Origin of the sequence: Shewanella sp. 38A_GOM-205m (assembly GCF_000518445.1) — a bacterium.
Taxonomy (GTDB): domain Bacteria; phylum Pseudomonadota; class Gammaproteobacteria; order Enterobacterales; family Shewanellaceae; genus Shewanella; species Shewanella algae.
The window spans coordinates 65,677-80,487 of the sequence record NZ_JADP01000003.1; the positions used below are offsets into that span (position 1 = coordinate 65,677).

Sequence of the window (14,811 nt, forward strand, 5' to 3'; positions counted from 1 at the left end):
GGGCGATTCCCCACTCTCCTGCTACCTTCATCCGAACGGATTGCCACGTTATTTGTGGCAGGTGGCACAGTTTGCGCCTAAATGGCCCCCGGCTCAAGGGGCAAAGCCGACTCGCGCCCTGTTTGCTGCAAAAAATTTGACCTTGGCCTACACCCCGAGCGACCGAACCGGGTTCGGTTCACGCGGTAACAACAGCTGAAAGTCGAGTTCACCGATTGAAAAAACTTGTTATGCTGTAGCAGATTACTGCGGTTCACAGGAGTTCAAATGCAGAGCCAGGTGTTGCTGGAAGGGGTAAGCAAAGGATTTTTGGACGGCGATCGCCCCCACAGGGTGCTGGAAAATCTCAGCCTGGAGATCAAACCCGGCGAGACGGTGGCATTGACCGGCCCCAGTGGCAGCGGCAAGAGCACACTGCTGAATCTGATAGCCGGTTTTGAGCACCCGGATCAGGGCCGCATTCTGCTGGCAGGTCAAGACAGCAGCCGCTGGCAGGACAAACAGTGGAGCGCCTTTCGCCGCCGCCATCTGGGAGTGGTGTTCCAGCAATTCAACCTACTGACGCCGCTCAATGTTCGCGACAATATTCTTTTTCCCCTGTCGCTGCTCGGTGAAGGCTGGCAAGCCTGGTGCGATCACCTGGTGCAGGCGCTGGGGCTGACGCCACTGTTGAACCGGGAAGTCGAAAGCCTCAGTGGTGGTCAACAGCAGAGAGTCGCCATTGCCCGCGCCTTGGCCCATAGGCCTGAATTACTGCTGGCCGATGAGCCGACAGGCAACCTGGATGCCGCCGCCGGTGATGAGGTGATGCAGCTTTTGTGCGCTCTCGCCGCCGATGCCGGCAGTGCCATTCTTATGGTCACCCACAGCGAAACGGCCGCCGCCTATATGCAGCGCCGCTGGCACCTGCAGCAAGGGCGCATTCATGAATGACACAGGGGCGCTGACCACAATCAAGTTGGCCTGGCAGGCCCTGAAAGTCACCCTGGCCCACTATCGCAAGGCACCACTGCAAGCCGGCGCCATACTGCTGGGAGTGGTGTTGGCGGTGACTCTGCTGATTGGCGTCAAGGCCACCAACGACAACGCCATCAACAGCTACCGTGAGGCGGGCGAAGCCCTGGGACAACAGGCCAGCCTGTTTATCACCCCCAAGGCCCGCGGGGCCAGCCTCGATGAAGCACTCTATTTTCAACTGCGCCAAAGCGGCATCCAGGCACTGCCGGTGATCAGCGGCGTCCTTGACGACGCTCAGGGTCGCCAATGGCAAGTGGAAGGCAGCGATATCATTGCCGCCCTCGGCACCTTCGAGCAAAGGGGCAATGGCCGCAACCATCTGCCTTTGAATAGACTGCTCGCCGGTGAGCCCATTATTGTCATGAGTGACAGTCTGCATCAAGGACTCAAGGCGCCGCCAACCCTATCCCTCAGTGGGCGCGCGCTCGAAGTGCTGGCGCTCGCCGACTCACAGCTGCTCGGCAACCGCCTCTATCTGGATATCTCGCTGGCCCAGCAGTTGTTAAAGCGCGAGGGCTCGCTCAGCTATATCGCCCTCTTTGGCGAGCCGCAAAGGCTCAAAGAACGGCTCAAGCAAAGCGGACTGCCGCTGGATAAGCTGAATATCAGCGAGCAGGACAAGGGCGCCGCCCTGACCGCGCTCACCCGCAGTTTTCATTTGAACCTCAACGCCATGGGGATGTTGGCCTTCGTGGTGGGGCTGTTTATCGCCTACAACGGCGTGCGCTACAGCCTAATGAAACGCCGCCGTTTGTTGCTCTTGTTGCTCAAGCAGGGCCTGGGACGGCGCGCCCTGATGCTGGCGCTGCTGCTGGAGTTGTTGCTGCTGGTGTTCATTGGCTCGGCCAGCGGCTTTATTCTGGCGCTGCAGCTCAGCCAGTGGCTGCAGCCCATGGTGGCGCTGACCTTGGAGCAGCTCTATGGCGCGACTCTGCTGCCGGGGAACTGGCGCTGGCAATGGCTGGCCGAAGGCGCCGGTCTGACACTTATCGCCGCACTGCTGGCCTGCGTGCCCCTGTATCTTGAGCTGTGTCATCAGAGCCTGGCGCAAAATACCCAGAGCCAATGGCATGCCCACAGGCACAGAAGCATGCATAAACGCCTGTTTCTCATCGGGGTTGCGCTGCTTGCCCTGACGGCGCTGCTTTACCCCTTGAGCCAAACCCACCAACACAGCCTGGGCTTGATGGGGCTCTTGACCCTGGCTATCCCGCTGCTGTTGCCGCAACTGTTGCAGTCTTTACTCGGGCTATTGGCGCGGCTGTTTCCGTCCGGGCTCAGCAAGTACGCCATCGCCGATACCCGAGAGCTGGTGGCACCGCTGGCGCTGGCCATGATGGCGCTGCTACTGGCCCTGTGTGCCAATATCGCCATGAATACCCTGGTAGGCAGCTTTGACAAGACCCTCAGAAGTTGGCTCGACACCCGCCTGCATGCCGAGCTTTATATCCGCCCGGGCGCCGGCAATATGGCGAATCTGGAGCATTTTCTTGAGCAGCAAGCCCCCGGACTGGCTCACTTCTACCAATGGCAGGCGCCCTTCTATGCCAAGGGGAGCGGCAATGCGCTGGAGATAAACCTTATCAGTCGGGACGCCGACTCTATCGCGCGCACCACGGCGCTGAAGACCCCAGCCCAAGTTGCCTCCAAGGAACAAGTGCAAGGAGCCCAAAACAAGCAACAGCAAGCGCTGCTGACGGTGATCCAAGGCCAGGCTCTGGCTATCAGCGAGCCCTTGGCCCTGACGCTGGGGCTGGCGCCGGGCGACAAGCTCAGCCTCTGCCCGGAAAAGGAATGTAAGACACCACTGACCCTACCCATCAGCGCCATCTATTACGACTATGGCAATCCCAAGGGTGAGGTCCTGCTGGCGCAATCCCTCTGGCACAGGCTTAAGTTGCCAACTGAAGCCGTTAGCCTGGCTGTGAGCGGCATAGCAACAAGTGCAGAAAGGGCCAAGGGGGCAGGACTCACAAGCATTGCCGCCCTCGAGCGCGCCCTCATTCAAGAGCTCGGACTCAGCCCGGTACAGGTCTACAGCCAGCAAAAAATTCGCGACGAGGCGATTCGGGTCTTCAACAAGACCTTCAGCATTACCCTGGTGCTCAACACCCTGACCTTACTGGTGGCCGCCGTGGGGCTTTTCAGTGCAGTGCTGATGCTGACCCAGTCCCGCCAGGCGAGCCTCGCCATGTTACGCTCACTCGGGCTTACCCGTGGTCGGCTTTTGTCTATGTTGCTATTGCAGATGCTGCTGGTAGTGCTGCTCACCTGTCTGTTGGCCCTGCCCATGGGGGCGATTCTCGGTTACCTGCTTATCCATAAGGTGACGCTGCAGGCCTTCGGCTGGACCATAGCCATGCAGTGGGACTGGCTGGCCTATGGCCGGGTGGTGCTTTTGTCGCTGCTGTGCTGCATCCTGGCGGTGATAGTTCCCCTCTACTGGCAGAGCCGCCGCTCTCTGGTCTCCAGCCTGCAACAGGAGGTGCTCTAATGCGATTGATTACAATGCGGTGGCGTGCCGTAGCGCCCTTGTTAGCGGGTCTACTGCTGGGCGGCGCTGTGTTGAGTGGCTGCAATAAGGGTTATCAAGATCAGGCTCTGCAGCAAGACTCACGGGCCATGAGCCGGGTGATGGGGACAGCGAGCGAAGGCTATGCCAAAGTCGAGCCCGGTGCGGCGCTGCAGTTTCCGGAAGATCACCTGCCCCACCCCAGGTTTCGTCAGGAGTGGTGGTATCTGACCGCCAATCTGACCACGCAAAGCGGTGAGCCCCTCGGGCTGCAATGGACTCAGTTTCGTATCGCCCTCTCCCCGGATGAACCTGAATCCAGCTCTCCTTGGGCGACGAATCAGCTTTATATGGCTCACAGTGCACTGAGTTTTCAAAACAGTCACCAAAGTGCCGAGCGCTGGGCCAGGGGCGCGCTTGCCGCGCCCCAAGGCAAAGCAGCCCATCCCCAGGGAGCTCAAGCCGGAGCCATGGGCTTGCCGCTCAGGGTCTGGCTCGATAACTGGCGCTGGCAAAGTCAGGCGGCAAGCGGCCCCAATAGCGGGCTGTTTCCCGCCAGGTTACAGGTCAGCGAAGAGGACTTTGCCTTCGAGTTACAACTCGATAGCCAGGCCGAGCTGCAGATTCAGGGAGACAAGGGTTTCAGCCGTAAAAATGCCGCCGGCACTGTAGCCTCTTACTACTACAGCCAGCCCTTTATTCGAGTCAAAGGCAGAGTGCGCCACAAGGAGCAATGGCTGCAGGTATCCGGCAATGCCTGGCTCGATAGGGAGTGGAGCTCAGAATTTCTCAGTCGCGGCCAACAGGGCTGGGACTGGTTCGCCTTGCGGCTCGATGATGGCTCGGCCTTGATGCTGTTTCAGCTCAGAGAGCAGGAAAATAAAGCCTTTTTCAGCGGCAAGCGCATGTATCCCGACGGCAGCGGCCACCTGCTGGCGCTCGATGATATCAGCCTCAGCGTCAAGAACTGGCAACAAACGGCCAGCGGTCGCTACCCTGTAGCCTGGCAACTGGAGCTGCCGGGAGAGTCTCTGTCACTGACTCTGGAAGCCCTCAATCCCAATGCCGCCATGAACCTGTCTATCCCCTACTGGGAGGGGCCAATCACCATCAAAGGCACACAAACCGGCGTGGGTTATATGGAGCTGACCGGCTATTGAATAACCCACTTTAGGTAGTAAACAAGAACTATTCTCAAAATGACGTTGCATTAATATTGCAGGAGTCAAGCGGCTAATCTGTTTAAATTTCAAACTTGGATTCAGATCACATTGAAAATGTTGATCCGGATCGCCAATCGCTTTCATTACCTCTCAAGAGGTATACCCACATTTTTAATGAGGTCTAGACTTTGATTCAGTTCCGGTGACTCGGCCCATGCCGTGCCAGTCGCCCTTACCTGTCGAGGTGAGCCTCAATGAAGCAACAAACAGAGATGGAATACCATGTCACCAGTCTGGTGGTGCATGCCGCTCCGGGAACCCTGGAGGCGGTGACCACTGCCATCCAGGCCCTTGAAGGCGCCGAAGTCCACGCCAGCAGCCCAGAAGGCAAATTGGTAGTCACCCTCGAAGGCGAAAGCCAGGGCGAGATCCTGGATAACGTCGAAGCAATCAACCGTCTGCCCGGGATACTGTCCAGCAGTCTTATCTATCATCAGGTCGATTCTGAGCCTGTCAGTCAAACAAAAGAAATAAAGAGTGAGGAAACACCATGAGCATAAGCCGCCGCGAGTTTCTTAAAGCCAACGCCGCCGTTGCCGCCGCCACGGCCGTTGGAGTCACTCTGCCAGTGAAAGTCGTCGAAGCCGCTGAGCAGAAAGACAACATCAAATGGGACAAGGCCCCCTGCCGATTCTGCGGTGTCGGCTGCTCTGTGCTGGTAGGCACAAAAGAGGGCAAGGTCGTCGCCACCAAGGGCGATCCTGAGAGTCCGGTCAATAAGGGCCTGAACTGCATCAAGGGCTACTTCCTGTCGAAAATCATGTACGGAAAAGACCGTCTGACCACTCCACTGCTGCGGATGAAAGACGGCCAGTATGCCAAAGACGGTGAGTTCACCCCCGTGAGCTGGGATAAGGCCTTCGATGTGATGGCAGAAAAGTGGAAGCACTCGCTCAACACCAAGGGCCCGACTTCTGTGGGCATGTTCGGCTCAGGCCAGTGGACCATCTGGGAAGGCTACGCCGCCTCCAAGCTGCACAAGGCAGGTTTCCGTACCAACAATATCGACCCCAATGCCCGCCACTGTATGGCCTCGGCCGTGGTCGGCTTTATGCGTACCTTTGGTATCGATGAACCCATGGGTTGTTATGACGACCTGGAAGCCGCCGATCACTTTGTGCTCTGGGGCGCCAACATGGCCGAGATGCACCCCATCCTTTGGGCCCGCCTGTCGGATCGCCGTCTGAGCCACCCCGACGGTAAGGTGCATGTACTGTCTACCTTCGAGAACCGCTCGTTCGATTTGGCCGACAACCCGATAGTGTTCAAGCCTCAGTCCGATCTGGTTATCCTCAACTATATCGCCAACTACATCATCCAAAACGGCGCGGTCAACAAGGACTTCGTCAACAAGCACACCAAGTTTGCTCTGGGTGTGGATGACATAGGTTATGGCCTGCGTCCGGATCATCCGCTGGAGAAAAAAGCCAAGAATCCGGGTAACGGCAAGTTCAGCGATATCAGCTTCGATGAGTACGCCAAGTTTGTCAGCCGCTACACACTGGAATACGCCAGCGAGATGAGCGGCGTGGATAAAGAGCGCCTGCTGGAGCTGGCCAAGGCCTATGCCGATCCCAAGGTCAAGGTGATGAGCCTGTGGACCATGGGTATCAACCAACACGTGCGTGGGGTTTGGGCCAACAACATGCTCTATAACCTGCACCTGTTGACCGGCAAGATTGCCACTCCGGGTAACAGCCCCTTCTCTCTCACAGGCCAGCCCTCTGCCTGTGGTACCGCCCGTGAAGTCGGCACCTTTGCCCACCGTCTGCCCGCCGACATGGTGGTCAACAACGACAAACACCGCGCCATCACAGAAAAGGCCTGGCAGCTGCCTGAAGGCACTATTCCGCCCAAGCCCGGTTTCCACGCCGTGTTGCAGAGCCGGATGCTGAAAGACGGCAAGCTCAACTGCTACTGGACCATGTGTACCAACAATATGCAGGCCGGCCCCAATATCAACGATGAAATCTATCCCGGTTTCCGTAACCCGGAAAACTTTATCGTGGTGTCAGATCCATACCCAACAGTAACCGCCATGGCGGCCGACCTGATCCTGCCTACCGCCATGTGGGTCGAGAAAGAAGGTGCCTATGGTAACGCCGAGCGCCGCACCCATATGTGGCACCAGCAGGTGAAAGCCCCTGAAGGTGCCAAGTCGGATCTGTGGCAGCTGATGGAGTTCGCCAAGCGCTTCAAGGTCGAGGAAGTCTGGCCCGCCGAGCTGATTGCCAAGAAACCTGAATACGCCGGCAAGAACCTCTATGAAGTGCTGTTCGCCAATGGCGTGATCAACAAGTTCCCCGCCAGCGACTGTCAGGCCGAGCTCAACGATGAATCTGAACACTTCGGCTTCTATGTGCAGAAGGGGATCTTCGAAGAATACGCCGCCTTCGGTCGCGGCCATGGTCACGACCTGGCCCAGTTCGACCGCTACCACGAAACCCGTGGTCTGCGCTGGCCGGTAGTGGATGGCAAGGAAACCCTGCGCCGCTTCGTTGAAGGTTCTGACCCTTACGTTAAACCGGGTTCAGGCTATCAGTTCTACGGCAAGCCGGATGGCAAGGCGGTGATCTTCGCCCTGCCCTATGAACCGGCCGCCGAAGAGCCCAACAGCGAATACGATCTGTGGATGAGCACAGGCCGGGTGCTGGAGCACTGGCACACAGGCTCTATGACCGCCAGGGTGCCCGAGTTGTACCGTGCCTATCCGGATGCGCAGATCTTCATGCATCCTGATGATGCCAAGAGCCGTGGCCTCAAGCGTGGTGATGAAGTCATCGTCGCCTCGCCTCGCGGCGAAGTGAAGACCCGGGTTGAAACCAAGGGCCGTAACAAGCCGCCCAAAGGTGTGGTGTTCATGCCCTTCTTCGATGCCCGTCAATTGGTCAACAAGTTGGTACTGGACGCCACCGACCCTCTGTCCAAAGAGACAGACTTCAAGAAGTGTCCGGTCAAAGTGATGAAGGCCTGAGGCAGCAGTAATGGGTGACAAACGCAATAGTGTCAATAACATCAATCGTCGCCAGTTTCTGGCGACCACGGCCAAAGCCGGCTGTGTGATGGGGTTGGCCGGGCTGGGGATTTCAGCGCTGGCCAAGTCCCAGTCGTTGGCGCCCCAGGCGATACGTCCCCCGGGCGCTCTCGTTGAGGACGCCTTTCTCTCGGCCTGCGTTCGCTGTGGCCTCTGTGTCGAGGCCTGTCCCTATGACACTCTGAAACTGGCGCGTTGGTTTGAAGGGGCAGCCACAGGCACGCCTTTCTTCAGCGCCCGCAGTATCCCCTGCGAGATGTGCGAGGACATTCCCTGTACCCGCGCCTGTCCCAGTGGGGCACTGGATACCGGCCTCGAGAAAATCGAGGATGCCAGAATGGGCACAGCCGTACTGATCGATGAGAAAAACTGCCTTAACTTCAAAGGCCTGAGATGTGATGTCTGCTACCGCGTCTGCCCACTCATCGATGAGGCCATCACCCTTGAGCGTGCCCGCAATGAGCGCAGTGGCCACCACGCCATGTTTATTCCTACCGTGCATGCCGATATCTGTACCGGTTGCGGCAAGTGTGAACATGCCTGCGTTTTGAAAGAACCGGCGATCAAGGTGCTGCCGCAGAAGCTCGCCAGCGGCAAGACAGCCGAGCACGACACTTACATAGACACGGAAAAGACCACCCTGGAGATGCTCAATCAAGGGCTGCCCGGACTGGGTAACGGAGGCGAAATATGAGTCGGAAAAAAAGCTCAGACGCCTTTGCCGCCGATGCCATCGCTACCCTGGGCTGGTGGAAGGCACACAGGTTCCTGCTGCTCAGACGCCTGTCGCAACTGAGCGTTTTGCTGCTGTTTGCCATAGGGCCACTGTTTGGCCTCTGGCTGCTGAAAGGCAACCTGTCGGCCAGTCTGTTACTGGACACAGTGCCGCTGGCCGATCCGCTGGTGACGCTGCAGAGCCTGGCCAGTGGCCATCTGCCGGAACTGAGCCTGCTGCTCGGCGCTGCCATTGTCGCCCTGGGTTATGGCCTGCTGGGTGGGCGGGTGTTCTGCAGCTGGGTCTGCCCGGTCAACATGGTGACAGATACGGCCGCCTGGCTCAGACGCAAGTTGGGCCTGCCCAGATTGCCCGAGCTACCAAGGTCGCTGCGCTACTATCTGCTGGTATTGGTGTTGCTCTTGCCCCCATTGACCGGCCTGTTGGCCTGGGAGTGGCTCAACCCGGTTCCCGTGGCCTACCGAGCCTTGTTGTTCGGTGGTTTCAGTGGCTTGTGGCTGCTGCTGGCGATACTGCTGCTGGACCTGTTCGTCAGCGAACGCGCCTGGTGCAGCCACCTGTGCCCAAGTGGTGCCCTCTACAGCCTGCTGGGCAAGCTGCGACTGGTCAATATCGAGGCGGTAAGAGCCAACGACTGCAACAACTGCATGGACTGTTTTACCGTGTGTCCCGAACGGCAGGTGCTCAAACCCGCCCTCAAGGGAAGCAACCCAACGATAACCAGTACCGATTGCACCCTCTGCGGCCGCTGTATCGATGTCTGTGCCAAGAAGGTCTTTGAGTTTGATACTCCATTAACCCGGCTCTCGCCCAAGGGTGAAGCCAAAGACAAATCCAACAAAATAGATTGCAACCGAATTGCCACCAAGGCGGAGAACAAGCAATGAAAAAAACACTCAGCGCAGCCGCGATGCTGCTGGCACTCAGCGCCTGCTCAGGACAGCAGGCAGAAACGGCTCAGCCGGTTAACGTCAGTTCTCTTGGCGGTGGCGATGCAGAGATTAGCTCTGTACGCCCGGCCGATGCCATGCCTTCCTATCCAATGCGTGGCAATGCCATAGAGCGCAACTACGCCGAGCAGCCGCCGCTCATTCCTCACAAGGCCGACTACCCCATCAGCCTGAAGAAAAACAGCTGCATGAACTGCCATGACTGGAGCAAGGCCAAGCGCATGAAGGCAACGCCTGTGGCCAAGTCCCATGTTATCGACGACAAGGGCACCCTCAATGGACAGAACTATTTCTGTACCCAGTGCCATGTGCCTCAGGCCGATAACAAGCAGCCGCTGGTGGAAAATAACTTCAGCACTGGCGCTGCCAACTGATAGCGAGAAAAACCGGGTCGCTGCTTCCTGGAGGCGCCCCGGTTTCAAGGTACAGCCCCAAAGGGATTGGGGCTTGCCTGCCCTCTCCTTCCCTTTAATGCCTCAATTTTTCTGAAAGATGGCAATCCGCCGCTCATCGACAAAACATAAGCTCAAAGCAAACGTCTCACAGAGCCAGTCCAATGTTGCTCGATGGAAGAAGCTGCAATGGGTAGGATCCCGGGTATAGTGCCAGTCAAAAAACTGAGCTTCACTCTGCCAGCGGTCTGTCATTATGCCTAAATAGCCCCCAGGAACCAGATGTGCCAGCAGCGCGCTTATCTCGGCGGCAGGCCAGTGCAAGTGCTCGAAACACTCGCTGGAGAGAATAAAGTCATACTGCGCCTGCAATGGATTGGGGAAAAACAGCGGGTCGAAATCGTCACACGCTATCCCTTCCCGCGCCAGGAGTTTTGATAGTGTCGGCCCAGGGCCACAGCCAAAGTCCAGTCCCTGCATGCCCGGGCGCAGAAAGGTCATCGCCGGCGTCAACAGGCGTTGCAAAAAGCCCACATAGCCGGGGTCGTCAATGCTGTTCTCGTGGGTATCGTAAAACTGCTGCTCCTCATTCAAGGGCAGCAAATGCACAGGGTCGAGAAAGATGAGCCGACACTCAGGGCAGAGAAAATAACGTCTGGCAACCCTGGCGGGAACTGTCTGTTTAGGCTGGGTGTTGGCACACAAGGGACATGGATTCATCTATGACTCGGTTCACTTTAACGGCTTTGGTTTAACGACTTTGGTTTAACAGCCTTGGCCTAAAGGCTTTAACTCAGAGCCTTAACTCATAGCTCTAATTCAGAGCTTTAGCTCAGTTCCTAGCTCATTACTTTGACTCGGCGGTTGGCTATCGGGATACTTTCCCGCAACAGTCGCCGCCAAAAACTGCGCTTACTCTAACAAACCCCACCCCAGGCTCCTAGAGCTTAATCGGCAAGACTCAAGAACCACTTTTCTCCAAGGCACTGGCGAAAGTCATAGAGTTTCACCCCACAGCTGCCGCGGGCTTTCGTCCTGGCGACTTTTCGGCATGCCATAAAATCATCCCTGATGGCGCCACTCTGGCATCCCTGCCTCTCTCGTAAGCCTGTCACTACGCGCCCAAGAGTGGCTCAGCGTCCTACGGATGATTCCCGGCGAACATACTGTCAAACATGCACGCGACCTTAGGTTTACACTCCACAAAATCACCACAACCATATGATAGATAATATTTTTTTAATAAAATCTGTTATAGAAAATAATTTTGGGCATTATCCGTTGCACAAATCCTGTAAGATGTGGGCATCGCGCATGGTGCTGTATCTGATAGTTTTTGGAAAAATGAGTTACATGACCATGCGTGTCTACTGAATTGAATAAAAAGGGAATTGTCCGAATTTCCATGGAAATAATTGTCGCACAGTTTAGATAGAGGAACTTTTTTGAATATTCATGAAGAATCTTATTACATTGTTTACCCAGACTATGAATTTGATGAATATAAAACTGACTTAATCCCAACATAATATACTGCCAATACTAACTGGGATTTTGAAAAGCTAAATGTGGAGTCGGAAACCCTCTCTTTTGTATCAAAAAATGATAACTTAAGTTTCTTAAAGGAAGATTACGCCTTGGCGTTTAGTGTTCAAAACTTCATAGTGACATCAAAACTTAAAGAGCTTATTGAATCAGGTCTTTATGGTAGCCAGTTTGTCCCAGCAATTATTCAGGACAAGCAAAACAACTCTGTTAAAGGGCTGTGGGCACTCAATACATTTAAGACGTTAAATTGTATTGACCTGAATAGAAGTAAATTCTACATGCCAGGTAATGGCTCGACTAACATTGATGGATTTACGATTCATGCAGATATGGATAACTATCGTTTCCGTGAAGATGTCTTAGATGCAATACCAGAATCTGAGCGATTGATTTTCCAAGTTGCGGGTACATCATTGGGGGAAATATTCGTCCATCAAAAAGTGGTTGATATATTTAAAGAACATAATGTAAAAGGAATAAATTTCTTTAAAGTCAGTGAATTCGTGGATGGTGATCAATATTAGGGAAGGTGCGAATAAGTCCTCGTGGCCTTTTCTTTTGTAGAGAGTGGCTTACCATTCCTGGCTATTGCTCGTAGCCAGTCGCTACAAGACACTCGCCGCTCCCGAGGGCATGGTTCGGTAGAATGGATCGGTAGAAATGGGGCGGTATCCACTCGCCCCTTTCCAAACCTCCCCCCCCTGCACTCAGTGACGTAGCGGCCCTGACCTATGGTTAAGGGTTAGGCACAATTGAACTTGTGTAAGGTTCCCTTCAAGTTAACCCCACTACTCATTGGGTAACAGCGGCATCATCTGTGCGCCATAACGGCTCCCAGCTACTGCTGTGATGGGAAACGCCTCTTCAATGGCCGCCAACTCCTCTCGGCCAAGAGTCAAAGTGCAAGCCTGAATATTATCCTCAAGATAACGCCGCCGTTTGGTGCCAAATAGAGGGATCAGATGCTCATTGCGGCTGAGCAGCCATGCCAGCGCCAGCTGTGACGAACTGCAACCTCGGCTTTCAGCCAGTGCCTTGATGGCATCCACCAGCGCCAGATTACGTTCAAAGTTCTCCCCCTGAAATCTGGGATGAGAGCGCCTGAAATCATCGGCAGCAAAGTCGTCTATGCTGCGAATAGCACCGCTGAGAAAACCTCTCCCCAGAGGGCTGTAGGCAACAAAACCTATTCCCAGCTCTTGGCAAAGCGGCAATACCTTGCTTTCAGGATCCCGGCTCCAGAGAGAATATTCGCTCTGCACCGCTGTAATGGGATGCACCTTGTGGGCGCGGCGCAACCTGTCGCTGTCCACTTCACTCAAACCCAGATAGCGCACCTTGCCCTGCTGCACCAACTCGGCCATGGCACCGACAGTTTCCTCTATCGGTACCTCGGGATCCATTCTGTGCTGGTAATAGAGATCGATATAATCTGTCCCCAAACGCTTGAGACTGGCTTCCACAGAGCGGCGGACATACTCGGGGTGGCCGTTGACGCCGCGCTTGTGCACATCTGTTTCATCCCTGACTATGCCAAATTTACTGGCAAGAAAGATCTGCTGCCTACGGCCTTTGAGCGCTTGTGCCAACAGTTCTTCATTGCGAAAAGGTCCGTAAACATCGGCGGTATCCCAAAAGTTGACGCCGCGCTCCAGCGCCAGATCCAGCGTCGCCAAGGATTCTGCATCACTGGCCGGACCGTAAAACTCGCTCATTCCCATGCATCCCAGCGCCAGCGCCGATACCTCCGGTCCCTTGCTACCCAGTTTTCGTGTTTTCATCTGTTACCTCCATTGAACTGCCAACAGCATCTTTGTTTTTATCTTTGGGATAAATAACGCTATAACAGCCAGTGTATTCCAAAATCACGAACAATCATGGATAGACTGCAAACCCTGAATATCTTTCGCCGGGTCGCCGAGACGCGAAGTTTCACCAAGGCCGCCATTTTACTCAATCTACCACGCTCGACCGTAACCCAGGCGGTGCAGCGGTTGGAGCAGCAACTCAAGGTACAGTTGCTGGTACGCACCACACGACAGGTCAGGTTGACCGAGCAGGGCGAACAGGTGTTGGATAAGGCCTCGGCGCTGCTGGCAGACTGGGACGATCTTCAGGGCCTATTTGCCAAAGAAAGCTGCCCGGCGGGGCTGCTTAGGATCAACATGCCCGCCAGACTCGCCCGATTGCTTATCTTGCCGGCATTACCGGAATTTCATCAATGTTATCCGGACATAGAGCTGGAGCTTGGCGTTTCGGATCCGCGCATCGATATCATAGGTGAAGGGGTCGATCTGGCACTGCGGGCCGGCACACTGGAGGACAGCAACCTTATTGCCAGAAGTTTGGGATGCTTTGAGATAGTCACGCTGGCAAGCCCGGATTATCTGGCGCGCTTCGGAGTTCCGCAAACGCCTTCGCAACTCAGTAACCACAAGATGGTGGGCTATCTGTTACCCGCAAGTGGTCGTATCGAGCCGCTGGAGTTCAGGCAAGAGGGGAAATACCATCAATACACCTTGCCCCAAAGCATAAGAACCAATGGTACAGATGCCTATATTGCCGCCGGATTGGCAGGCTTTGGTCTTATCCAGGTACCCACTTATGGTATAGCGCCACATTTGCAAAGTGGCGCTCTGGTGCCAGTGTTACAGCAGTATCCGCCGCAAGCCATGCCACTGTCGCTTATCTATCCACGCAAACGCCACCCCAGCCACAGACTGAAGCTGTTTATCGACTGGCTGGTGCAACGCTTCGGCGACAAGTTACCACATGAGGCCGACTCGGTACCGCTAACCTGGGACAACTGACTTGCCTCAGTTCAGCTAAACCGCACTCAGACTCAAGTAACGAGCGGCTTGCCGGGCAACAGGCTATTTCCCGGGGGCTTTTCCCGCTTCCAGCAAAGGCAAGCCGGCCTCAGTTGGAATATAGATGCGCTCGCCCTTGCCTTCCTGCAGCCCCTTGATCCACACGTAACGCAGATAGGCTTCATTGCCCTTGAGTGACTCGCCGATAATCTTGTTGGCCTCGGCAGCCGCCTTGGCGCGCTCGATATCGGCCTGCCCTTCGGCCTTGGCTCTGGCGATCATTGCCCGTCCTTCCGCTTCAGCCAGGGTGACTTTGGCCTTGGCCTGCATCAGGGCCGCCTGTTCCCGAGCCTTGGCTTCCTCAATCAGGATCTGCTTGCTCCACTCTGCTTCCTTCAAAGCGGCGATGCCGTCCAGCTCCAGCTTATAGACCTTGTATTTAGGCCAGGCCCAAAAGGCCAGTAAGATCAGCAGTATGGCAACGGCTGTCATCAGAGCCAGGCTGCCGAGGGCTACGGCTTGTTTGTTTTGGTACATGGGCGCTCCTGCCACTTGAGATTATGCGGCATTTTAAAACATGGATCGCTGT

The 14,811-nt window shown here is 55.7% G+C and carries 13 protein-coding genes; 10 read left to right on the forward strand and 3 right to left on the reverse strand.

Annotated features, from left to right (window positions below; translation table 11 throughout):
- Positions 1 to 267 precede the first annotated feature (267 nt).
- The 8 genes from N512_RS0103445 (at position 268) to N512_RS0103480 (ending at position 9,846) form a co-directional block, all read left to right on the forward strand.
- Positions 268 to 933, forward strand: coding sequence for an ABC transporter ATP-binding protein (locus tag N512_RS0103445; protein ID WP_028779415.1), 666 nt, complete (start codon positions 268 to 270; stop codon positions 931 to 933).
- On the forward strand, positions 926 to 3,511 hold the full coding sequence (locus N512_RS0103450) for an FtsX-like permease family protein (RefSeq protein WP_028779416.1): 2,586 nt from the start codon (positions 926 to 928) through the stop codon (positions 3,509 to 3,511). Before N512_RS0103445 ends, N512_RS0103450 begins: the two co-directional genes overlap by 8 nt.
- Positions 3,511 to 4,689 carry a lipocalin-like domain-containing protein gene (locus tag N512_RS0103455; RefSeq protein ID WP_028779417.1) on the forward strand — a complete coding sequence of 393 codons (1,179 nt, stop codon included), beginning with the start codon at positions 3,511 to 3,513 and terminating at the stop codon, positions 4,687 to 4,689. The genes N512_RS0103450 and N512_RS0103455 overlap by 1 nt, the downstream gene beginning before the upstream one ends.
- A gap of 257 nt (positions 4,690 to 4,946) precedes the next feature.
- Positions 4,947 to 5,246: a chaperone NapD gene (locus N512_RS0103460; RefSeq protein ID WP_025889977.1), complete on the forward strand. Its 300-nt coding sequence runs from the start codon at positions 4,947 to 4,949 to the stop codon at positions 5,244 to 5,246.
- Positions 5,243 to 7,726 (forward strand): nitrate reductase catalytic subunit NapA, encoded by a 2,484-nt coding sequence (gene napA / locus N512_RS0103465; protein ID WP_028779418.1) that lies wholly within the window; start codon positions 5,243 to 5,245, stop codon positions 7,724 to 7,726. Before N512_RS0103460 ends, napA begins: the two co-directional genes overlap by 4 nt.
- 10 nt (positions 7,727 to 7,736) lie before the next feature.
- The gene (gene napG / locus N512_RS0103470; protein ID WP_028779419.1) at positions 7,737 to 8,480 is read left to right on the forward strand and encodes a ferredoxin-type protein NapG; all 744 of its coding nucleotides are present in this window, start codon (positions 7,737 to 7,739) and stop codon (positions 8,478 to 8,480) included.
- Positions 8,477 to 9,409, forward strand: coding sequence for a quinol dehydrogenase ferredoxin subunit NapH (gene napH / locus N512_RS22140; RefSeq protein ID WP_037474093.1), 933 nt, complete (start codon positions 8,477 to 8,479; stop codon positions 9,407 to 9,409). The genes napG and napH overlap by 4 nt, the downstream gene beginning before the upstream one ends.
- Positions 9,406 to 9,846, forward strand: coding sequence for a nitrate reductase cytochrome c-type subunit (locus N512_RS0103480; RefSeq protein WP_025889974.1), 441 nt, complete (start codon positions 9,406 to 9,408; stop codon positions 9,844 to 9,846). The genes napH and N512_RS0103480 overlap by 4 nt, the downstream gene beginning before the upstream one ends.
- A gap of 102 nt (positions 9,847 to 9,948) precedes the next feature.
- Here N512_RS0103480 and N512_RS0103485 read toward each other — a convergent pair whose 3' ends face one another.
- Positions 9,949 to 10,584 (reverse strand): class I SAM-dependent methyltransferase, encoded by a 636-nt coding sequence (locus N512_RS0103485; RefSeq protein ID WP_028779420.1) that lies wholly within the window; start codon positions 10,582 to 10,584, stop codon positions 9,949 to 9,951.
- Positions 10,585 to 11,432: 848 nt separating this feature from the next.
- Here N512_RS0103485 and N512_RS22145 point away from each other — a divergent pair.
- Positions 11,433 to 11,936, forward strand: a complete 504-nt coding sequence (locus tag N512_RS22145; protein ID WP_197021425.1) for an imm11 family protein — start codon at positions 11,433 to 11,435, stop codon at positions 11,934 to 11,936.
- A 264-nt stretch (positions 11,937 to 12,200) separates the two neighbouring features.
- Here the strand turns inward: N512_RS22145 and N512_RS0103495 are convergent, their stop codons facing one another.
- Positions 12,201 to 13,193, reverse strand: a complete 993-nt coding sequence (locus N512_RS0103495) for an aldo/keto reductase (RefSeq protein ID WP_028779421.1) — start codon at positions 13,191 to 13,193, stop codon at positions 12,201 to 12,203.
- A 96-nt stretch (positions 13,194 to 13,289) separates the two neighbouring features.
- On the opposite strand from N512_RS0103495, the gene N512_RS0103500 reads away from it, so the two are divergent.
- Complete coding sequence (locus N512_RS0103500) at positions 13,290 to 14,222, forward strand: LysR family transcriptional regulator (RefSeq protein ID WP_028779422.1); 933 nt, start codon at positions 13,290 to 13,292, stop codon at positions 14,220 to 14,222.
- Positions 14,223 to 14,285: 63 nt separating this feature from the next.
- Here the strand turns inward: N512_RS0103500 and N512_RS0103505 are convergent, their stop codons facing one another.
- Positions 14,286 to 14,759, reverse strand: coding sequence for a hypothetical protein (locus N512_RS0103505; protein ID WP_025889971.1), 474 nt, complete (start codon positions 14,757 to 14,759; stop codon positions 14,286 to 14,288).
- Between the last annotated feature and the right edge of the window lie 52 nt (positions 14,760 to 14,811).

What these genes read in the sequence shown, in the direction of transcription:
- N512_RS0103445 (WP_028779415.1), top strand. Translation starts at nt 268, where the DNA reads ATGCAGAGCCAGGTGTTGCTGGAAGGGGTAAGCAAAGGATTTTTGGAC.
- N512_RS0103450 (WP_028779416.1), top strand. Translation starts at nt 926, where the DNA reads ATGAATGACACAGGGGCGCTGACCACAATCAAGTTGGCCTGGCAGGCC.
- N512_RS0103455 (WP_028779417.1), top strand. Translation starts at nt 3,511, where the DNA reads ATGCGATTGATTACAATGCGGTGGCGTGCCGTAGCGCCCTTGTTAGCG.
- N512_RS0103460 (WP_025889977.1), top strand. Translation starts at nt 4,947, where the DNA reads ATGAAGCAACAAACAGAGATGGAATACCATGTCACCAGTCTGGTGGTG.
- napA (WP_028779418.1), top strand. Translation starts at nt 5,243, where the DNA reads ATGAGCATAAGCCGCCGCGAGTTTCTTAAAGCCAACGCCGCCGTTGCC.
- napG (WP_028779419.1), top strand. Translation starts at nt 7,737, where the DNA reads ATGGGTGACAAACGCAATAGTGTCAATAACATCAATCGTCGCCAGTTT.
- napH (WP_037474093.1), top strand. Translation starts at nt 8,477, where the DNA reads ATGAGTCGGAAAAAAAGCTCAGACGCCTTTGCCGCCGATGCCATCGCT.
- N512_RS0103480 (WP_025889974.1), top strand. Translation starts at nt 9,406, where the DNA reads ATGAAAAAAACACTCAGCGCAGCCGCGATGCTGCTGGCACTCAGCGCC.
- N512_RS0103485 (WP_028779420.1), bottom strand. Translation starts at nt 10,584, where the DNA reads ATGAATCCATGTCCCTTGTGTGCCAACACCCAGCCTAAACAGACAGTT.
- N512_RS0103495 (WP_028779421.1), bottom strand. Translation starts at nt 13,193, where the DNA reads ATGAAAACACGAAAACTGGGTAGCAAGGGACCGGAGGTATCGGCGCTG.
- N512_RS0103500 (WP_028779422.1), top strand. Translation starts at nt 13,290, where the DNA reads ATGGATAGACTGCAAACCCTGAATATCTTTCGCCGGGTCGCCGAGACG.
- N512_RS0103505 (WP_025889971.1), bottom strand. Translation starts at nt 14,759, where the DNA reads ATGTACCAAAACAAACAAGCCGTAGCCCTCGGCAGCCTGGCTCTGATG.